The 20,816-nt window shown below is 55.9% G+C and carries 16 protein-coding genes; 9 read left to right on the top strand and 7 right to left on the bottom strand.

The features are described from left to right. The first annotated feature begins 1 nt into the window (after position 1). Positions 2-403: an MAPEG family protein gene (locus MARLIPOL_RS06010; protein WP_012137210.1), complete on the top strand. Its 402-nt coding sequence runs from the start codon at positions 2-4 to the stop codon at positions 401-403. Between the two features lie 66 nt (positions 404-469). Here MARLIPOL_RS06010 and MARLIPOL_RS06005 read toward each other — a convergent pair whose 3' ends face one another. Beyond that, positions 470-913, bottom strand: a complete 444-nt coding sequence (locus MARLIPOL_RS06005; protein ID WP_012137209.1) for an OmpA family protein — start codon at positions 911-913, stop codon at positions 470-472. Between the two features lie 274 nt (positions 914-1,187). Between MARLIPOL_RS06005 and MARLIPOL_RS06000 the strand changes: the two genes are divergently transcribed. Next, positions 1,188-2,636 (top strand): rhomboid family intramembrane serine protease, encoded by a 1,449-nt coding sequence (locus tag MARLIPOL_RS06000; RefSeq protein ID WP_012137208.1) that lies wholly within the window; start codon positions 1,188-1,190, stop codon positions 2,634-2,636. Between the two features lie 229 nt (positions 2,637-2,865). Here the strand turns inward: MARLIPOL_RS06000 and MARLIPOL_RS05995 are convergent, their stop codons facing one another. After that, positions 2,866-4,320, bottom strand: coding sequence for a hypothetical protein (locus MARLIPOL_RS05995; protein ID WP_036190791.1), 1,455 nt, complete (start codon positions 4,318-4,320; stop codon positions 2,866-2,868). A 300-nt stretch (positions 4,321-4,620) separates the two neighbouring features. On the opposite strand from MARLIPOL_RS05995, the gene acnA reads away from it, so the two are divergent. Beyond that, positions 4,621-7,380 carry an aconitate hydratase AcnA gene (gene acnA, locus MARLIPOL_RS05990; RefSeq protein ID WP_012137206.1) on the top strand — a complete coding sequence of 920 codons (2,760 nt, stop codon included), beginning with the start codon at positions 4,621-4,623 and terminating at the stop codon, positions 7,378-7,380. Between the two features lie 35 nt (positions 7,381-7,415). On the opposite strand, the gene MARLIPOL_RS05985 is transcribed toward acnA, so the two are convergent. Genes MARLIPOL_RS05985 through MARLIPOL_RS05975 form a run of 3 tightly spaced genes read right to left on the bottom strand, consistent with a single transcriptional unit; the run spans position 7,416 to position 13,191 of the window. Next, positions 7,416-9,365, bottom strand: coding sequence for a sensor histidine kinase (locus tag MARLIPOL_RS05985; protein ID WP_012137205.1), 1,950 nt, complete (start codon positions 9,363-9,365; stop codon positions 7,416-7,418). Further along, the gene (locus MARLIPOL_RS05980; protein ID WP_012137204.1) at positions 9,362-11,374 is read right to left on the bottom strand and encodes a sensor histidine kinase; all 2,013 of its coding nucleotides are present in this window, start codon (positions 11,372-11,374) and stop codon (positions 9,362-9,364) included. Before MARLIPOL_RS05980 ends, MARLIPOL_RS05985 begins: the two co-directional genes overlap by 4 nt. Continuing rightward, positions 11,371-13,191, bottom strand: a complete 1,821-nt coding sequence (locus tag MARLIPOL_RS05975) for a sensor histidine kinase (protein WP_012137203.1) — start codon at positions 13,189-13,191, stop codon at positions 11,371-11,373. The genes MARLIPOL_RS05980 and MARLIPOL_RS05975 overlap by 4 nt, the downstream gene beginning before the upstream one ends. Before the next feature lie 96 nt (positions 13,192-13,287). Here MARLIPOL_RS05975 and MARLIPOL_RS05970 point away from each other — a divergent pair, with 96 nt between their 5' ends. From MARLIPOL_RS05970 to MARLIPOL_RS05945, 6 genes are all read left to right on the top strand, one after another. After that, a complete protein-coding gene (locus tag MARLIPOL_RS05970) occupies positions 13,288-14,994 on the top strand; it encodes a diguanylate cyclase (protein ID WP_012137202.1) in 1,707 nt (568 codons plus the stop codon). 16 nt (positions 14,995-15,010) lie between these two features. Further along, on the top strand, positions 15,011-16,156 hold the full coding sequence (locus MARLIPOL_RS05965; RefSeq protein WP_012137201.1) for a response regulator: 1,146 nt from the start codon (positions 15,011-15,013) through the stop codon (positions 16,154-16,156). Then, the gene (locus MARLIPOL_RS05960) at positions 16,149-16,547 is read left to right on the top strand and encodes a response regulator (RefSeq protein WP_012137200.1); all 399 of its coding nucleotides are present in this window, start codon (positions 16,149-16,151) and stop codon (positions 16,545-16,547) included. The genes MARLIPOL_RS05965 and MARLIPOL_RS05960 overlap by 8 nt, the downstream gene beginning before the upstream one ends. A 98-nt stretch (positions 16,548-16,645) precedes the next feature. Then, a complete protein-coding gene (locus MARLIPOL_RS05955) occupies positions 16,646-16,966 on the top strand; it encodes a DUF2288 domain-containing protein (protein ID WP_012137199.1) in 321 nt (106 codons plus the stop codon). 18 nt (positions 16,967-16,984) lie between these two features. Next, positions 16,985-17,356, top strand: coding sequence for a PA4575 family protein (locus tag MARLIPOL_RS05950; RefSeq protein WP_012137198.1), 372 nt, complete (start codon positions 16,985-16,987; stop codon positions 17,354-17,356). A 31-nt stretch (positions 17,357-17,387) separates the two neighbouring features. After that, positions 17,388-18,296, top strand: a complete 909-nt coding sequence (locus MARLIPOL_RS05945; protein WP_012137197.1) for a lysine exporter LysO family protein — start codon at positions 17,388-17,390, stop codon at positions 18,294-18,296. Here MARLIPOL_RS05945 and MARLIPOL_RS05940 read toward each other — a convergent pair. Both MARLIPOL_RS05940 and MARLIPOL_RS05935 read right to left on the bottom strand, forming a co-directional pair. Further along, positions 18,285-19,847, bottom strand: a complete 1,563-nt coding sequence (locus tag MARLIPOL_RS05940) for a Na/Pi cotransporter family protein (protein ID WP_012137196.1) — start codon at positions 19,845-19,847, stop codon at positions 18,285-18,287. The two genes, MARLIPOL_RS05945 and MARLIPOL_RS05940, sit on opposite strands and share 12 nt — an antisense overlap. A 39-nt stretch (positions 19,848-19,886) precedes the next feature. Further along, entirely contained in the window at positions 19,887-20,708 is an 822-nt protein-coding gene (locus tag MARLIPOL_RS05935) for a TatD family hydrolase (RefSeq protein ID WP_012137195.1), read from the bottom strand. Positions 20,709-20,816: the final 108 nt, after the last annotated feature.

Below are 20,816 nucleotides of genomic sequence, written 5' to 3'. Positions count from 1 at the left end.
CATGATAGTACCTGTTACTGCGGTATTTGCGGCTGTTATCGGGCTGCTGTTGTTGGTGTTGTCGACCCATGTGGTTCGCTATCGCCTGAAATACCAGAAAGGCATGGGGGTAACCGATGACCGGGATTTTGAAGCCGCCGTGCGGGCCCATGCCAACCTGGTGGAGTATGCGCCGCTAGGGCTCATTATGCTGGGCCTGGCCGAACTCAATGGCGTGCCCGGGGTTCTGGTCTACTGGTCGGGCATGGCGCTCGTTGTCGGGCGCGTTCTGCATGCCTGGGGCATGATCAATGGCCGTGGGGGTACGCACAAAGCCAGGATGGCGGGCATAGCCCTCACCTGGCTGGCGATCCTTGTGACGGCGTTGCTTTTGTTCTGGAATGTGTTTCAGATCTATAGCTGAAGGAAGACTCGGGCCCAAGGCCGCTCACTGAGGCTCCCGGCGGTCACCTCGCTTGCAGGTAGATCCTCAGAGTGCCCTCGCCATTTCCTGGGTCAGGTACTCAAGCTCAAGGCGGCGGTTTGCTGCCCGGTCTTCAGGTCGCGCCAGCGGCCTTGTGCTGCCCCAGCCACTGATAACAATCTGGGATTCCCTGACACCCTCCTGCATCAGCTGGCGGGCAGCCGCAGTGGCTCTGAGGCGAGACAGGAAGCAGTTATAGTCTTCGGCACCGAAATTATCCGAGTGGCCGTGGATATGAATGCGGGCACCGGGTTGTTGGCGTAAATAGACCGCATGCTGTCGCAGAATCTCCACATCCTGGTTGTCCAGGGTGTGCTTGTTAAATCCATAGTGAAAACGCATCCGGTGCGGCTTGTGGGGACTGTTGTCAGTCGCAGCAGACATGATAAGGCCGGCTTCCACAGCGGCCCTTGCCAGCATTTCCGGGTTGTCCAATACGAGTACGGTCATGTCAGTGTCCTTGTTTCCAGTATCCGGTTTTTCTTGTTGTTCCTGACTACTATTGGCGTGGCCGGGAACAACGGCAATTGGCGAATGGTCGATAACGGGTGGATCACGCCTTACCGGTTGCCCCGATTGAATGGCATTTGTGTGAATCTGGTGTGACAGCCTTCCAATTATGGGGTTGTGAACTACCCTGACTTTCATTTGAGCGCGAAAAGCTGGCCTTGCTGTGGTAAAAAACACTGTTTCAGGGACAGATTATGATGAATTGTGACCGCCTATGCTGATTATTCCCGCTGAGAACGCCGTTAACTGGCGCCGACCACCCTGGGCGACCCTGGGCCTGATCGTGACCTGCCTGCTCGTTTTCCTGTTTTACCAGGGCGGTGACAGCCGTTTGATGGAGGGGGCGATTAAAGAATACCTGGCGTCTGATCTGGCGGCACTGGAAGCGCCGGTCTATGAAGACTACCTGCAACGGGAGATCCGTTTTGAGGGCGAGTCTGAGCGTATTCTGGAATTACAGGATTTTCAGCGGGTGCGGGAATCCGGTGAAGAGGTCTGGGTAGCGGTCAGCCTGTTGGTAAATCCCGAGTTTTACCAGTACATGCGGGAAAACCGGGAGCTGCTGTGGGCGCCCGCCGACCGGCAGCAATGGCTTGAGCAGCGCACAGCAATCCAGACCCGCTATATCGATCGTCTCAGCTCCAATCAGCTGGGACTGGTGCCTGCGGAATTATCCCTGTACACCCTGGTTACCTACCAGTTCCTACACGGTGGTTGGGGCCACATCATCGGTAACCTGCTGTTCCTGTTTCTGCTGGGGTTTACCGTGGAAAAAGCCCTGGGGGCGGGTCGTTACCTGTTGGCGTACCTGCTATGTGGTGTCCTGTCGGGGCTGGTGTTTACCGCCTTTTCCCTGGGCAGCCCGGTACCTTTGGTCGGCGCCTCCGGTTCCATTTCCGGGCTGATGGGGATGTACGTAGCCATCTACGGCTTGCAGAAAATCCGCTTTTTCTACTTTATTGGCGTTTACTTCAATTATTTCCGGGCACCGGCGTTGGCAATCCTGCCGGTCTGGCTCGGTAAGGAAATCTACGATTACTGGTTTGCCGGCGCCACCGGGATCGCCTACATGGCCCACGCCGGTGGGCTGATTGGCGGGGCGGCCTTGGTGTGGTTGCTGGGGCGAAGTGTGTTGCAGGTTCGTGAAGCGTTTTTCGAGCCGGAAGAGGAAGAACAGGACGCGCGTTTCACCACCGCATACGCCCAGGCCATGGGCAGCCTCGGGCGTATGGAGTTCGAGGTGGCCCGCCGTCAGTTTGAGGCCCTGTGGGAGCGCTACCCCGATCGCCCCATTCTTCTGGAACACTTGTATCAGCTGGCGAAACTGCGACCAGACTTACCGGAATACCGGGATCGAACCCGCGAACTGATGAACGAAACCATCAGCCGCCGCCAGCCGGAACGCCTGGTGGAAGTCTGGCAGGAGTACCTCAGTAAAGGCGAAGGGTATTCACCTTTGGCCGCTGAAGATCACAATCGGGTTCTGTTCACCAGCCTGCGCCATGATGATCTTAAGTCCGCAGAAAAGGCCTTTGAGCGCTTGCGCAGCACCGGTGATGATTTACTGACCGGCGAGGCCTGCCGGCTACTGGTGGAAGAACTCGAAAAACGCCAGATGAGTCCGAAAGCCCGTCACTACCGGCAGTTGTTACCGGCTAACTGAGGGTGTACGAAAAGTGTGGGGTGGGGCTTTCCAAAACACGCTGTGAATACATCCCTGTACGCTCCGCTCCGCCCCTCACTGCTTATTGCTCCTGCGTCGCAGCGAGGGTCCTGGGCAGGCCGTCCATGGCCTGCCCGTGAAGAGCACTTAGCTCTTCACCCATGGCTCCGCAGGGTTTTGGAAAGCCCCACCCCACAATTTCCTATATCGGCCTGGTGGTAGCGGCTGTTTACTCTTCCACCAGGAACGACGCCTTCGGGCCCTTCAACGGCTCCCGTTTTTCTGCCTGCTTGAGGTAAGTCGCAATCTGTTCGTGCACCGGGTGATTCACGCAGCGTTTCTGGACATAGTTGAGAAAGGCCGTGGCCTTTTCCCACTGATTCAGGCCGTTGGCCAGGGCCTGGGCCACCAGGATATAGGCGGGCGCCAGTTCGTTGCTTCCCGGGAAACGTTTGTGGAAGTCCTGCATCAGCTTCAGCAGCGGCTTGAAGTGGCCGCGGTTATATAATGCCCGCGCGCATTGCACCGCCAGTTCCGGGTCATCCAGGCGGAAGCCGGGTTGCGTTCTTTCCAGGGTTTCCAGCAACCGGGCGATGCCGTCACCGTCATTGCGGGCAGCGAGCCATCCCAGCAGTCGCGGGTGAGAACGGTACAATTCGGCGGTATCGTTACGGGCGTCCAGGAGCTGGTAGAACTGGCCAAGACGCTGGCTGTTGTGGGGATCCTTCGTCAGGGCTTCCTTCAGCATGGCGTGAACGCGGTCGTAGTTGCCGTCCTTGAGGTTCATGTCGATGTCGGCATCCAGGCGGACGCTCCGGTCCTTTTTATGAGAAGGTGTTTCATCCTCTGTTTCCTGAAAGTCGCTGGCGAATCCCAGTTCTTCCTGATACTGGAACAACAGGTAACCCAGCATATGAAACAGGATCAGGGTAAAGGTACTGTTCAGGAAGCCGGCCAGGGGCTGGGAGAACCACAGCGGGAAATGGTTGACCGCAAAGTCCTGGGCGGCGCCGGAGGCCAGGGTCAGTAGTATGAGGTAACCGTAGAGCAGGAAGTAGGGGGTGCCAATGCGGGAAATCAAAACCGCCAGGTTCATCGGATTCACCGCGGCGCCCACCGAGCGCTCCATGGCCAGCACCATGATGCTGGCGGGCAGGGCGAGTATGACGAACGCCAGCACCAGCATCATCAGTAGCGGCCCGCCAATCATGGCGGCGGCGCCCACCAGTCCCCCCATCAGGGCAAAAACCAGCAACTGCAGGATGACGATGTCAAAACCGCTGCCGGTAAAGGCGACCGCCAGTGGTGGCGGCTTCATATGGCCTTCGGCGGTGTGGTTGATGACCGCGTAGGTGTATTTCAGCAGTGCCACGGCCAGCAGCAGGGTGATGATGATCCCGACAATATTGGCAGGAATCACCAGCGGCACCAGGGTACAAATGGCGATGACCAGCAACGGGTCGGTGTGGAACGGGTAACGGAAAAAAGCTCCGAGCCGGTTCCAGAACGGCACTGCCTCCGTTGCGGCGCCAAGGTAGCGCATAACGCGGCTACAGTGTGGGCAAAGGGCGTGACGTTTGCGGCTATCGGCATCGGGCATGCAGCGGCTACAGTAATGAATCTGGCATTCGCCGCAGTGCCACTTGGCGGGGTCGCCCGGGTGGTAATGACAATCGTGTTTCACAATCAACCTGGTTCTGGTCCGTCAGAGTATCGGGGGATAATAATGACAGAAGCCAGACCGTTGCCACAATGGAACAAGTCGACAATTGTTCGATATAGAGTCGCGTACATTCACCGGAGTGATCCCGAACATTCACGGAACAGTGGTTGAAGTCTCGCCAATCGCTGCAATAGTTATAGGTGACTTCTCTTGCTGGCGCTTTTACCTCAATCTATTCACGACCAGTTGGAGTACATTGAGGTAAAGGCGCTGGTATCGCCTTCCGTAATGCTCGGATAACGACGAATAAGGAGGCATCTCATGTCGACTGACAGTCCTGGTAAAGACAGCCTGAAAACCTTTTCCAGCCTCAAGGCTGGCGGTAAAACCTTCCATTATTACAGCCTGCCCAAGGCAGCGGATACGCTCGGGGATCTCAACCGTTTACCTTTTTCCCTGAAAGTATTGCTGGAGAACCTGCTGCGCAACGAAGACGACACCACGGTAGATCGAAGTCACATCGATGCCATGGTGCAGTGGATGAAGGATCGCAAATCCGACACCGAGATTCAGTTTCGCCCCGCTCGTGTGCTGATGCAGGACTTTACCGGCGTGCCGGGAGTGGTGGATCTCGCCGCCATGCGCGAGGCGGTAAAAGTGGCGGGCAAAGACCCGGCCATGATCAATCCATTGTCGCCGGTGGATCTGGTCATTGACCACTCGGTCATGGTGGACAAGTTTGGTGATGCATCTTCCTTCAAGGACAACGTCACCATCGAGATGGAGCGGAACCAGGAGCGGTACGAGTTCCTGCGCTGGGGCCAGCAGGCTTTCGACAATTTCCGGGTGGTACCGCCGGGAACCGGCATCTGCCACCAGGTTAACCTGGAATATCTTGGTAAGACCGTGTGGCAAAAGGACCAGGATGGCAAGACCATCGCCTACCCGGATACTCTGGTGGGCACCGACTCCCACACCACCATGATCAACGGTCTGGGAATTCTTGGCTGGGGTGTCGGGGGCATTGAAGCCGAAGCCGCGATGCTGGGTCAGCCGGTGTCCATGCTGATTCCGGAAGTGGTGGGCTTCAAGATCACCGGTAAGTTGCGGGAAGGTATCACCGCCACGGACCTCGTGCTGACGGTTACAGAAATGCTGCGCAAGAAGGGCGTTGTCGGCAAGTTCGTTGAGTTCTACGGGGATGGCCTTAAAGACATGCCCGTGGCTGATCGCGCCACCATTGCCAACATGGCGCCGGAGTACGGTGCCACCTGTGGTTTCTTCCCGGTGGACGAGCAGACCATCAAGTACATGCGTCTGACTGGCCGGGAGGAAGAACAGCTCGAACTGGTAGAAGCCTACGCCAAGGCTCAGGGGCTGTGGCGCGAACCGGGCCACGAGCCGGTCTACACTGACAAGCTGGAACTGGATATGGGCGATGTCGAGGCCAGCCTTGCCGGCCCCAAACGTCCGCAGGACCGGGTTGCCCTGAAGGACATGAAAGCGTCCTTTGAGCTGTTGATGGAAACCGCAGAAGGTACTTCCGGAAGCCGGGAAGCCAATCTCGAATCCGAAGGCGGACAGACCGCAGTCGGTGTTGAAGACAGTTACGAACCCCACGCCAGCCAGCCGATGAAAATGAACGGCGAGCAAACCCGTCTGGACCCGGGCGCCGTGGTAATTGCGGCCATCACATCCTGCACCAACACCTCCAACCCCAGCGTGATGATGGCTGCTGGTCTGATCGCCCAGAAAGCAGTGGCCAAAGGCCTGAAAACCAAACCCTGGGTGAAAACGTCCCTGGCGCCGGGTTCCAAGGTGGTGACTGACTACCTGAGGGTCGGCGGCTTTCAGGACGATCTGAACGAGCTGGGCTTCAACCTGGTGGGTTATGGCTGTACTACCTGTATTGGTAACTCCGGCCCGTTGCCGGAGGCGGTTGAGAAAGCCATTAACGATGGCGACCTGACGGTGGCCTCGGTTTTGTCCGGTAACCGCAACTTCGAGGGCCGCGTGCATCCGCTGGTTAAAACCAACTGGCTGGCTTCACCGCCGCTGGTGGTGGCCTATGCCCTTGCGGGGAATGTCCGTCTCGACCTGTTCAATGACCCCTTAGGCACTGACAAGGATGGAAAACCGGTATATCTGAAAGATCTCTGGCCCAGCCAGCAGGAAATTGCTGAAGCGGTTGAGAAGGTGAAAACCGAGATGTTCCACAAGGAATACGGGGAAGTCTTTGAAGGCGACGACACCTGGAAGGCCATCAAATTCCCGGAGAGCAAGGTGTATGAGTGGTCCGACAAGTCCACCTACATCCAGCATCCGCCGTTCTTTGAGGGCATGGGGCCGGAGCCGGACCCCATCGAGGACATAAAGGATGCCAACATCCTGGCCCTGCTGGGGGATTCGGTGACGACCGACCATATCTCTCCGGCCGGTTCCTTCAAGCCGGATACGCCAGCCGGCAAGTACCTGCAGGAGCACGGGGTGGATCCCCATGATTTCAACTCCTACGGCTCCCGCCGGGGTAACCACCAGGTCATGATGCGCGGCACGTTTGCCAATGTCCGCATCAAGAATGAGATGCTCGATGGAGTGGAAGGTGGTCACACCAGGTTCGTTCCCACCGGCGAACAAATGGCCATCTACGATGCCGCCATGAAGTATCAGGAGCAGGGGACGCCGCTGGTGGTCATCGCCGGCAAGGAATATGGCACCGGCTCCAGTCGCGACTGGGCCGCCAAAGGCACCCGCCTGCTTGGTGTGAAAGCCGTAGTGGCGGAATCCTATGAACGGATTCACCGGTCAAACCTGATTGGTATGGGCGTTATGCCTCTGCAGTTCCCGGAAGGCGTGGATCGCAAGAGCCTGAAGCTCACCGGTGAGGAAACCATCAGCATTGATGGCTTGTCCGGTGAAATCAAACCGGGCCAAAGCCTGAAAATGACGGTGAAATACAAGGATGGTTCAACAGAAAGCTGTGAGCTGAAATCACGGATCGACACGGCGAACGAAGCGGTCTACTTCAAACACGGCGGCATCCTGCATTACGTGGTGCGAGAAATGCTTAAATCCGCGTAAATGCGGTTATCCCGGTAGGGTCTGCCTACCGGGGTCTACACCCTTTCCTGCCACTCCGTATGTCCAGTTGAGGCCTGGACCTCCAGCCAGAATGTTGACCCCTCTCCGGGTGTTGATTCGAAGGCAACATTGCCCCCCATTCGTGTCATTAGTTCGCGCGTTATCGCAAGGCCCAGTCCGGTTCCGCCTCGCGATCGTCGGTCGGACGCGTCGACCTGAGAAAATTTCTGGAAAATCATAGCCTGGAATTTCGGTTCAATACCATTGCCACGATCCTGAACGCAGATTCGTACGGTCTGGCCTGATTGCCTTGTGAACACCCATACTTCCGAGCCTTTGGGGGAAAACTTGATGGCGTTGGAAAGCAGATTGTCCAATGCTTGGGAAAGCCTTCTTCGGTCAGCCTGTATCAATACATCGGCGAGTTCTCCGACCTGCAGACTTACGGAGTGTTCTGCAGCGTAGTTTTCGATGTTTTCGATACACTCCGGGACAATATCGTGAACTCGATGACTCTCCATCTGAAAAACCATTTTTCCGGCGATCAGTTTCTCGATATCGAGCAGATCGTTAATCAGGAAAGTGAGTTGCTTGCTGTTGCGATACGCAATGTTAGCGAGGTGGGACGCTTTGTCCGGAAGTTTGCCTGCGGCGTCGTGGACCAGTAACCCCAGAGATCCGGATATGGATGTTAGCGGTGTACGCAATTCATGGCTAACGGTTGAGATGAACTCGCTTTTCATACGGTCCACCTTTTTTTGTTCTGTAATATCCTCGGCGATCAACCAGATGATGGGCTTACCGTCGTGGGTGTCGAGAAGTTTGAGTCCATGCAGTAACAGTGGTCTGAGCTCGCCTTCAGGACCCTGAATGTAAGCTTCCTGCCCACTGAACTGAACCTTGTCGGTCAGTTTCTCCATGACGCCAAAACCTTTCGGGAGCCTGTTCCCGTTCTGATCGTAAGCGTTTTCAAAACAGTCGAGTGAGTCAGCGCCGGTTCCGACAATTCGTTTGAAACTTTTGTTGGCCCTCAGCAATGTCATGCTTCTGGCGTTGTACAGGCCAATACCGATGGGTGCGAGTTCAAACAGCCCCCAGAATCGCTGTTGCATCTGTCGGTCTTTGAGTAAAAGCCGGGTCAGCCAGAAGGTGACGACTGTGGCCAGGAGGGTGATAAGAATCAGCGTGCCGCGGATCAGCCAGGGGAATTCAGGATGGTCTGGCCAGCCGGATCTGGGCTGGGCAAACAGAGTCCAGGTGACGCCTGGCATGTTCAGCGAGGCCTGGACCGGTTGCTTCCAGTTTGCGTCCCTTGTTCCGAAGAAAATTCCGTCACTGTCTTCAGGGTCTGTGGACATGGACAGTGCGATCGCACCGTCCGTGGTCGCGGAGCCAAGGTTGACTGCTTCATACAGACGGGGAAGGTCGAGTATTACGGAAATAACCCCCCAGAAGTCTCTGGATCCAGTCTCGAAAATCGGAATGCGTGCGGCCAGCCCCTGCCCCCCCTGAACAAGGTCAATCGGTCCGCTGAATATGGCCCGTTCTGTCTCAAGCAGCCTGTTGATTTGCTCTTCAGACAGACTTTGCGAGGTCAGGTCGAGACCGATTGCCGCCTCGTTATCCTTCAGCGGGTATATATGGCGAATGACGAAGTCCGGAGCCAGGCCAATATTTCTCAGTTCGGGCGCGAGCCCGAAAATAACCGCCGCCAGTTCCTGAAAACGGGCTTCGCCGATGTTGGGATTGACTGACACGTTGGCTGCGAGCCCCCACACAGTCTGGATGTTCTGTAAGATCGTTCCCTGGAGTTTCAGGCTCAGGTCATCGATTCTGGATTGCCACTCCTGTCGCACGTCCGACCGGAATCTCTCGGTGCTGGCGGTATCAACAATGACGGCAACCGATACCATTAACAGCACAATCGCTGAACGGGCAGCCCAGATCAGAGTATGGAACAAGCGGTCATGGGCCTTTGTCGTCATTTTTTCTCTTCAGGTTCGTCGAGGGGGAGTTCAAGCCAGAACGTAGCGCCGTGTCCCTCGGAGGATTCGAAATCCACGTTGCCGCCCATCTGGGACATAATTTCCCTGGTAATGGCGAGTCCCAAGCCGGTTCCCCGCTTGCCCCGTGTGTCGGAACTGTCTGCCTGGGCAAATTTCTGGAATATTCGAGATCGAAAACTGTCCGGCACGCCGGGCCCCTGATCAATAACCTGCACAAGCAATTTGCCGTATATGATCCGGGTCGTTACCCGCACCTGCGACTGTTCTGGAGAGAACTTGATGGCGTTTGAGAGCAGGTTGCCGAGAGCCTGACTCAGACGATGACTGTCAAAAAAAACGGCAAGGTATGGGTGATTATTTTCAAAAGTGACCGATACGGAGCGATCCACCGCGTACGTTCCCAGGCTCGCAATACATTCTTCGATAGCTGGCGAAATTGGCTGTCTTTTCAGGCTCATGGTCATATGTCCCGAGACAAGCCTTTCCATATCGAGTAGATCGTCGATCAGATGTTTCAATTGCTTGCTGTTCCGGAAAGCGATCGAGATCATCCGATGGATATGGTCGGGTAGCTCCCCGAGTGAACCGCTGACAACCAGGCTGAGTGACCCCGCGATAGACGTTAGTGGGGTGCGAAGTTCATGGCTGACGGTTGAAATAAACTCGTTTTTCATTCGCTCCACTTTTCTGCGTTCAGAAATGTCCTCAACCAGCGACCACAGCAGCGACTGGCCGGATGTTCCTTCCACGAGAACACCTTGCAATCTGACCGGGTAGCGAGTGCCGTCTTTACGTATGACTTCCTGTTCGAAGGGGCCGTAGCGCCCATGGTCTTTCAGGTCCTGAATGGCCTCATTTCTTAACGGTTCGTATTCGCGCGGAGTGTATTCCCAGTAATCAAGTGTGATGAACTCATTCTTTGTATAACCGGTGTTGTCCACCAGTGCGTGGTTTGCGTCAATGGGACGACCGGTGACGTAGTCGCTCAAGGCGATGCCAATGGGCGATAATTCGAACAGGGCTCTGAGTTGTTGCTCGTTCTCCTCCAGTGCCAATGTGACCCGCTTTTTGTCATCAATATCCGCTATAAATCCGTGCCAGATGGCGCTGCCATCCGGCAGGCGCTCAGGGGTGGCGCGTCCTTCAACCCATTTCCAGTCATGCTTTGAACCCCTGACCCGGTATTGATGGTTCCATACCTCAAGCGTTCTCTCTGATTGGTCAATGGATTCGGTTACTCGCGCCTGATCCTCGGGGTGGATGGAATTGAATGCAGCGCGGGCATCGGCCTTTGCGACTTGCGGGCTGATATTGTAGATATCCCGGATGCCTTCGCTGGTATAGGGAAACGACGACCGGCCATCCGGAAAAGCCCGGTACTGGTAAATCATGCCGGGAACGTTTTCGAGCAGCTTTCTGAGGGTACTTTCGTGGGAATGTTGCTGGAGCAGGCTGGCAATCCAGCGAGCCATCAATACCACGAACATCTGATCTGCTTCGGTAAAAGATGCTTCTCTGGGGCTGGCAGACGAGAAGTTGAGCGTGCCAAAGAGTTGATTGTTCACCTCAATCGGGGCAGCGATGTAGCTCTCAAGTCCGAATTCCGAGTAGCAGGGGTGATAGCGAAATTTCGACTGGCCCATGTGGCTGATTGCCAGGTTCTCGCCCTGTTCAAGCAACAGCGCGCAGTAGGTTTTTTCAACCGGAATGGCCATGCCGGGCACCAGGCCAGACTCGGCAGGTGCATGGAACCAGTGTATCGAATAAATATGACTGGTTATTTCACTGACAATACCGATATCAAGCGATAGGTGTTGTTTTCCCAGTTCGAGAGCCTTGTCGATTTTCTGATCCAGATCTCCTGAGTTTTCAACCGCCAGTTGGTTGAGAACAGAAAGGGCCGTATTCTGCCTTTCCAGTCTCTGCATCACTTCTTTGGCATGCCCTTTCGGAAGGTCCTTCTGTGTATCCTTACCGGGCTTTTTCATCCCGTTGTCTCCATTTCCGATGGTTCCGGGACAGCTGTCTCGGGCGTTGGTAATTCGATCCAGAAATGGGCTCCGCCCTGGTTGTAGTAGCCAACACGGCCGTTCATTAACTTTGCCAGCTCATAGCAGATGGCAAGCCCCAGGCCAGTACCTTTAACGGATCGTGCGGTGCCGGTTTCTGCCTGGGCAAATCGTTTAAACACTTCTCCGGAAAATGAGTCCGGTACGCCGGGTCCCTGATCACTGACGACAATTCTGACCCGCGAACCAGCTGTTTTCTCAGCCTTTACGGACACCTCTCCGCCTTCGGGAGAAAACTTGATGGCATTGCTGATGTAGTTGTCCAGAATCTGACGCAGACGATGGCTATCTGCAAGACAAGTCAGATCTTCGTTAACATCGAAGGTAAGAGTGACGCCATGATCTGCAGCCATCGTAGTGTTGTCTGTAATTGCTTCCGACACGATTGGAGCAAGCTTTCCAGCACAAATATCGGTTTTCATGCTTCCCTCGGACAACTTGTTCAGATCCAGCAGATCAGAGATCAGTAGTTGCAGGCGTTCTCCGTTTCTGAGTGCCAGATCGGCCATGCCCTGGGTCTTTTCTTCGAGCTCACCGGTGGCTCCGGAGGCAATGAGGCGCAGCGCTCCGTTCATTGATGTCAGAGGAGTACGCAACTCGTGGCTGACCGAAGACATAAAATGATCTTTCATGTAAGCCAGCGCTTCCCGTTCTGCCAGCAGCTGATTGAATGCCCTGGCGAGGTTCTTGACCTCCGAAGTTCCAACCTCCCTGAGTCGGAACGCGGAATCCGGCTGTGATGACATTCGTTGGACGCGGGCGGTCATTCGGTCCAGTGGCGACATGGTTGCCCGTGCCAGGGCATAGCTGATGACTGCCAGTACCAGTGCAATCAACAGGGTGATCACGGCAAAGCGTGAGAACGATTCCCGAGCCGGGACCGTTGCCTGGTCATAGGGAACGGCTCGCACAAACATCCAGCCCAGTCTCTGGAGGTGATGGGTTGCATAGATGAAGAGCTCACCGTGGTTGTCGATGACCTGACCAAACCGGATGCCTGACAGTGCCGCGTCAATAAGGGCATCCTCGCCGGGGTCCGGTAACGGCAGGATGTCCTGTGCGCCGTTACCGGAATCGACCTGCAGGAAGTTCTCGGTATCAATGATTCTTTGTGTGACACCCGCGGAAACCTCGCTGTCGACGTTCAGCTTTGGCAAAAGTGTTGTTTCGCTCAGGTCGACGGTGCCTCCTGCAAACCCCAGCAATGTTCCCTGACTGGAAAGTATGGGAGCCAGGAAAGACAGCAGCGGCTGACCGGTCACCCTGCCGACAATCGGTTTGCTGACAAGCGGTTTCAGTGTGGCAAAGGCTTTCCTGAAGTGGGGGCGATCCTGATAGCTGGTGCCAATCCTTCCCGTGACATGGACATTTTCAGCAACGGCGCGGCCCTGATCGTCAAACACCAGAAGGCTGGCAGGAAAAAGCTCCCGCAGTGTGGATTGGCGCTTGAGCGATTCCTCCAGTTCCGCCGCAGGTGGCAGCCTGTCTCCTTGGGGTAGTTGAGAGGCAAACGCGGTCAGCGCATTGAGACGAAGCTCAATTTTCTGATCAACGCGTTCGGCCATGCGTGTGGTTTCCAGAAGTTGGCGTTGGATGAGAAGGTCTTCAAAATCATCTACCAACGCCTGATAAGCTATGCTGACTATGGCTATTACGGTAATCAGGCTGCTGCCCAGAATAATCAGGGCAACACGGCTGCCAAGAGAAAGGGAACCTGTGAGTTTCAATGGTGTCATCGCTGAGTAGGCCATGATCTTGATTATGTCGCCAAGACTAGCTGAAATTACCGTAGAATGTCAGACATCGTTCAGTGCTTATTTTCGGGGTTGTTAATGGCGAAGGACTCATCAGCCGAGATTGCAGTAAAGCTCGAGGGCTTGCGCCAGAGTTTTCGGCAGAAAGCTGTCAGGGACCTGGATCAGCTTGATGAGTTCCTCGCCCGTATGGCTGAGAGAGGATTGGGTCAAGAGGATCAGCACGCAATTATCAAGACGATGTACCACCTGCTGCACCGGTTGGCCGGCTCGGCAGGCACATTCGGGCTTGGAATATTGGGCTCAGAAGCTCGGAAGCTGGAGCAATCCCTGAAGCCACTGATCGAGTCTGATCAAGGTGTCGGACTGGTCCCCAACGGGGGACCTTGCGTTGAAGACATTCTGACACCTGATTTTTTCCACCGTGCCCGTCAGTTGCGAACCATGCTGTCGCAGCCGCAAAGCACGTTTCGTGAGAGAGCTGGTGACGCCGCCACAGAACCCGTTGTGCCACCTTTGGAAGCGGCTATTGCGGTTTATCTTTGCGACTTGCCGGAGGCGGTTGGCGTATTCCTCAAGCATACCCTGACAAATCATGGCTTCACGGTCGAGAGGGTGGATGTGTCTGATCTGCTCAACCTGAGCGGAGAAGTGTGTGCCGGGGCGTTCGCGGTCATTACCCGGGAAGAGTCCGTTGCCAGTATCTCCAGCACCCTCCAGCTTCTGAAAAGACAATATGGCATCAGTTCCCCACCGCTCATCTGTACGGGAAATCATAATGACTTTGATCGCCGATACTCCCTTGCCGATCTGGGAGCCGACGCGCTGTTTTCAGAACCTCTGGATGTGCCCTTGCTGGCGGACCGGATTGAACGTCTGATTAATGAGCGGAGTAAGGCTATCCCGGGCAGGGTGCTGATTCTGGACGATGATGAAGACCTGGCGAGACACTACCAGTTGGTGCTTCAGGAGGCCGGGTTTGATGTACATGCCATCAGCGATCCTGAGGAAGTGCTGCTGGCGCTGGCTGAATGTCGCCCGGATATCATGCTCCTGGACGTTCGGATGGGACACTACTCCGGGGTCACCGTAGCGAAGCTGATTCGTTTTGAGCCGCAATGGTTAAGTCTGCCGATTATTTACCTGTCCTCGGAGAAAGACCGGAGTGTTCAGTTGGAGGCCCTGGCCCAGGGCGGCGATGAGTTCATGACCAAGCCTGTTTCCGATGATTACCTCGTTCGTGCGGTACAGGTCCGGTGTTATCGGGCAAGACAACTTAATCAATTGGTTATCCGGGACAGCCTGACCAGTCTGTTGAAGCATTCTGTCATTAAGCAGGAAATCGAGAAGGAACATGCCCGCTGTTTGCGTATGGGGCATGTCTCGACCGTGGCCATGATTGATCTGGACCATTTCAAACAGGTCAATGACCGTTACGGTCATCGTACCGGTGATCATGTCATAAAGGCCCTCGCCAACCTTCTCAGGCACCGTTTACGGTCAACCGACGTCATCGGACGATATGGCGGGGAGGAGTTTGCTGTTGTTTTACCAGAATGCACCAGCAATATGGCCATAGAGGTTCTCGGGAAGGTCTGTGATGGCTTTTCCGAAATCCTGTTTACCACCAGTGAAGGCGAAATCTCTGTGACGTTGAGTGCCGGGGTGGCGGAATTGAATGCATTCAAGTCGGCAAATGACGCATTGAATGCCGCGGACCAGGCATTGTACTGGCGTAAAAAGGCGGGCCGTGACGGGGTCACTGCCTGGCACCCGCAATCATGACAAATGACCAAATCCCATGAAGATACTGATTCTCGAAGATGACAGGTTGTTGGCGGATCTGCTGGAAACAATCATCGCAGGTGTTTATCCGACCGCCAGCATTTCTGTCACTGACAAGCTCGGTGTGGCTACTGAACAGTGGCTGAAGCACGGTGCAGATCTGATGGTGATTGACTGGAATTTGCCGGACGGTTCCGGACTTGATCTGGTGAAAACGGTCAGGAAAGAAGATGAAATTACCCCTTTACTGATGGTTTCGGGCAGGTCCGATCGCGACTCCGTCGTGGCGGCGGCTCATTACGGTATCAATGGCTACATTACAAAACCTTTCAGCGTTGAACTGGTTCGCCAGAAACTGGCGGTCCTGATCAACCCGGAAAAAATTACTCGGGATGTCGAACTGGATCTCGATCGGTTGCTGGAAGCTTCGATTGATATGGTGATCCAGCTTCCTACCTCGATTGACCCTGCGTCGGTTCTGGAGCTGATGGCCCAGAAACAGGATCTCTCGCCGGTGCGTCTTGTGGAACTTTGGTCGGGTGAGGTGGCACTGGTAAGCCGTATTCTGGATGTCGCCAACAGTGCCTCTTTTCAGAGAAGCGGCGAGCCCGTTGGAAATATCCGCAATGCGATTGGAACCATCGGACTGGATATGGCATTACAGCATGCACTTGCCATGTCGCTGGATGTGTCCGGACATCTTCAGGATAAACGGCTGGCGGCGAAGGCGAAAGATTTTCTGGATATGGTTGAAAACGTTGCCAGGGAAGCCCGCCAGCTTGCCGGTGACTTGCGCCTGGATCCGTCTGAGTTCCACAGCGCAGGATTACTCAGTCGGATTGGTGAGCTGGCCGTTTTGAAAGTTCTGCAGCAATTTGTAGACGGTGGTGGGAAGCTCGTGGACGAACAGATTGAGACTGCACTGCAGAAGTGGCCTCAGGCCTATGGCAACCGGCTGAAAGTGCAATGGCGTCTGCCGATTCAGTTGCGGAACCTGGTAGGGGCGGTTCATATGCTTACCAGGGACACGACCAGCGAATCGGCTCTGGTCATGCGTGCCGCAGCCCTTCGGGCACGAGGCGAGCAAAGGTCTCCAGAGTGCCAGAGACTGATACGACGGCTGGGGTTGGATCACGATGAGAAAGGACGTGGGGATGACTAGGAACTGCGCAGCACTGCAGAAAATTCTGTATGTCGAAGACGAAGAGGATATTCGGGCAGTTGCGGAGTTGGCCCTGGAGTCTGTGGGAGGTTTTACCCTCAGGAGTTGCGGTTCGGGGCAGCAGGCTCTGCAAGAAGCACCTGACTTCGCCCCGGATCTCATCCTGCTGGACGTCATGATGCCGGGGATGGACGGCCCGTCAACATTTGAGGCTCTTATGGGGATTCCCGACCTGGCGGATACCCCCGTCATCTTTATGACCGCGAAAGTTCAGAGCGATGAGGTGGCATACTACAAGAAGCTGGGAGCGATAGATGTTATTCCCAAGCCTTTCGACCCCATGAGTCTGGCAGACCAGATCCGTAGCATCTGGGCAAGAATGGAAGACTGACATAAAGGCAGATCCGGACTTGGGGAGCTGTCTGAAGAGGCAAATTCCGGTAAGCTGGTAGACTCTTCCGTCAATCTGGCACCTTCTGGAGATGTACCATGCCTGCCGATATTTCCCGGGATGAATTGCTTACCAAACTGAACCTGGAAACCTCCCTGATAAATTGGCATGACCTGCAAACTTACTACGCCCGGGGGCATGTGGTTCGCGTTGCCTCCGACCTGGATTTGCTGGATGTTGCCGCGGAACTTGCCGCCGACAACAAGGAGCGCTTCGAGCATTGGATGAAAGAAAACAGGATCGGGGATGTGCCGCCGGATATGGCGCAGGCCTGGTATGATCGCAATGCCGAACTCTGGGCCGTGGTTGTGGCGCCGTGGGTGTTGGTTCAGGACCGACCCAGTAATGATCTTCACTGACCAATCCGGGTGGGTAGCGTGAAGCTGCATTATTTTCATGGTCGTGGTCCCCTGCGGGCGTTGGTTCTGGTCCGTGATGGCAGGCGAGTGGAGCTGTTTGTCAGGCCTGTGGGTGAAGAGATATGGGCACTGGTTGCCCTGAGTGGCACTCAGTCTGGTCAACCGGAAAAGCATCGTTGTCAGGGGCCATATCGCAGCATCGGCCAGGCCGAAGCTGTGCTTCGTGCGGTTGCCGGGGCACTGCTCGAAAGCGATTATCAACCACGACCGGAAGACCACGTGGTTTGGTCGGTTCCGGCTCAGCGTCTTGCCCGCACCATTCGCACAGACAGAACGGCCAGTGATGGCAGCTGCCTGTTTGACCCCGATCAGTACGAGCCTATCGGCTGACCCCCTCCATTCTTCCTGTTCCGAGGACGACATGCTAACCGGCGCTTTGCTGATTCTTGCCCCGTTGTTTCTGGGTTTTGCCCTGCCTTTGGAAAACCGTCCACTGATGACGGCAATTCACTACACCGTGGAAGGCCTGGTGTACTTTATCCTTGCACTGCTGGGGCTTGGTCTGGGGCAGATGGAGGGGCTTGCCCTCCAACTGGGTAACATGGCCATCCAGGTGACTGCGCTGGTGATAGTGCTGTTGCTGGCGAATATGGCTGGCCTGTGGATTTTTCACCGTTGGCAGCCTATGAATGTGGCGGCTGAGGGGTTTTCATCCCGGCCCGGCTATCGGCGTTTGTTCCTGGCAGGTCTGAAGCCCCTGGCGGCCGTTGCCATTGGTGTATTGGCAGGCTATTTTGTACTGCCCAACCTGCCCATGGCGGAAGATCTGGCGACCTGGTCGCTGATGCTGCTTCTGTATCTGATCGGGCTTCAGTTGCGCAATGCCGGATTGTCGCTGCGCAAGTTGCTGATGAACCGGCAGGGGCTGGGTATCGCTCTGGCCATGGCCAGCAGTTCGTTGTTGGCCGGGTTGGTGCTGGCGCCCTGGCTGGACCTGGCCTGGCATGAGTCCCTGGCGCTGGCTTCCGGCTTCGGTTGGTATTCGCTATCGGGCATTGTCGTCGGCGATGCCCTGGGACCGGCCTGGGGCGGGGTGGCTTTCCTCAACGACGTGATCCGGGAAATCATCGCCCTGGCGATTATTCCGTTACTGATTGCCCGGCGCCCTGCCATGGCCATTGGCTACGGTGGTGCCACCGCCATGGATTTTACGCTTCCGGTCATACGCAGCAGTGGTGGGCTGACTTGTGTTCCGGTGGCGATTGCTTCTGGCTTTGTGCTGTCATTCCTGTCTCCGGTGCTGATGGGTGTATTTCTATCACTCGGGTAGTGGAGGAGATGATTTAACCCACTGGCTGGTGAGGCGCTTTACGGCGCTCAGGACATCAAGCATCCGACTGGAGTTCTCTACGGACAGACCTTGTCGTACCGCCATCGTCAGTACGTCGGATTTCAGCGCCTGGTAGCAGGTTTCGAGAGGGACCGACATGTTGGTTAGGCTGCTGTCCTCCGCCACGAGTTGTCGAATGCTCGCAATGTAACGTTCAAGATCTTCCGTGAGGCGGGCATGCTGTAACTGCATCGTTGTAATCTTCAGTTCCACAATGTTGGGTGCCAGTCGGGTTACCTCTTCAAGATAGCGGCACCGTCGCACACATCGCGTCAGTTCCTCCACCAGTGGTTGCGACATGGATTCACCGCGCAAGCGCATTATATAGTCGTAGATTGCCAGATTAAGCCTGCTGATGGCCTCGGTTTTGGGTTCGAGTTGGGCTGCCTGCAGGCCTTCACGATCCAGCGCCGCGCGGACGACGCCGTAAACCAGTTCTCGCAGACGATGAATTTCCGCGTTCACCGCCGCCACCGCCAGGTCTGGCGTGGATGTCAGGGTATCGTCCAGATGCCGGGGGCGTGCGCTGTCTTCCTCAACGCTGCGGAAAAATCGTCCCAGCAGTCGAGTTATTTGTGGCACAAAGGGCAGCACAATGACCGCGCCCAGCACATTGAACAGAGTGTGGAACAGAGCGAGAGACACGGCGGCGTTGGCTTCAAGGTTCAGGAGCTCTGCCAGGACAGCCACAAACCAGAGCATGATGGGCAGGATGATCATGGCAATCAGCGCGGTCACACCGTTGAACAGGATGTGTCCGACTGCCAGCCGCTTGGCATTGGCGGTGGCCCTGATAACGGATAGGGCGGCGGTTGAGGTGGTGCCCAGGTTGGCGCCGATGACAGCAGCCGCGGCGTCGTCCAGTGACAATAACTGGCTTGCAGCGGCGGTCAGAATGACCGCCAGTGCCGCACTGGAGGATTGGGTCAGTACGGTGGCAATGAACCCGATGACCACAAAGACCAGCCAATGATAGTCACTGGCCAGTAATGCGCCGTTCTCCAGGCCATCGGTAAAACCACCCAGTGCGTCCTTCAGTAACGACAAGCCCAGGAAAAACAGCGCAAACCCCGTCAGTGCCTGGCCCAGGGAGCGGGTCCTGTGTTGTGAGGAAATCAGTTTGAAGGCCACACCAACAGCCAGAATCGGTAAGGCAAAGGCCTCAATTCTGAAGCCAAAACCCACCAGACTGACCAGCCAGCCGGTCATGGTTGTGCCAACATTGGCACCAAAGATCACACCCAGTGCCTGCCCCAGATTGAGCAGTCCGGCATTGACGAACCCGATGGTGGCGACCGTCACTGCGCTGGATGACTGCACAATGCCGGTGATGAGCAGCCCCGCGCCAAGGCCGCGTAACGGGGTGCGTGTCCAATGACCCAGCAAGTGCCTGAGTTGCTGGCCGGCAAACCCTTTCAGGCCGTCAGTCATCATCTGCATGGCGAGCAGGAAGAGTGCCAGTCCACCAAGCGCGGTAAACATCAGTTCCATGGCCACTCAGCTCCTTTGGACGGGATAAGCCGCGAGGTGTCAGCTGGCCTGATTCAAGTCGGGAAAGAACGTCCTCAAACTATTACGATAGGTGTGTGCAAGTACCTCCGAAAGCGGCAACTCTTTCACTTCGGCGATTTTCTCCGCTACAAACGGGAGGTAAAACGGCGCGTTCTCACGTCCACGGTAGGGCACCGGCGTCAGGAACGGCGCATCGGTTTCCAGCAGGATTTGCTCAATGGGCGCCATGCGAACGATGTCCCGCACATTTTCCGCCTTATTGAAGGTGGTAATGCCATTAAATCCCAGGCACCAGCCCTGATCCAGGGCGTATCGGGCGAGCCCTGGCCCGGAAGTGAAGCTGTGAATCACGCCACGCCGGGTCAGGGTGTCTTCGAATTCGCCAAGGATGGCAATGGTGTCGTCATCCGCTTCACGGCTGTGGATGACCACCGGGCGGTTGGTGTCGCAGGCGATCTGGAGCTGGCGCCGGAACACCTGCCGCTGAACTTCCCTGTCGGCGTTGTCGTAGAAATAGTCCAGTCCGATTTCGCCGACGGCGACGATCTTCTCGTCCCCGGCATGGGCACGGATTTCCGCTTCCACCTCATCGCAGTAGCTTTCAGCATCATGGGGGTGGATACCCTGTGTGCCGTAGACCCACGGGGCAATCTGACTGAGCTCGCGGACCCGGGCAAGGTTGTCCGGGGACACCGCAATGGTGATCACTTTCTCGATATTGACCTGCTGTGCCTGCTCAAGGATGTCGTCCAGAGGCCGGTCCTTCAGGTAATCCAGATGGCAGTGGGTTTCGATGATCGGATGATCAAATACGGGAATCTCGCGACGTTTTTTACTCATTGCCAGGTACTACACTCCATCGCATCCAGGAATTTGGCTGCTATTCTGAAAGTTTGATCAGGTCAGTTTACCAGCTTGTGCGATTGTTGACCTGTATAGCTTTGATAG

The sequence above is a fragment of the Marinobacter lipolyticus SM19 genome (genome assembly GCF_000397065.2).
Lineage (GTDB): Bacteria > Pseudomonadota > Gammaproteobacteria > Pseudomonadales > Oleiphilaceae > Marinobacter > Marinobacter lipolyticus.
This window is presented reverse-complemented; position numbering and strand designations above follow the sequence as displayed.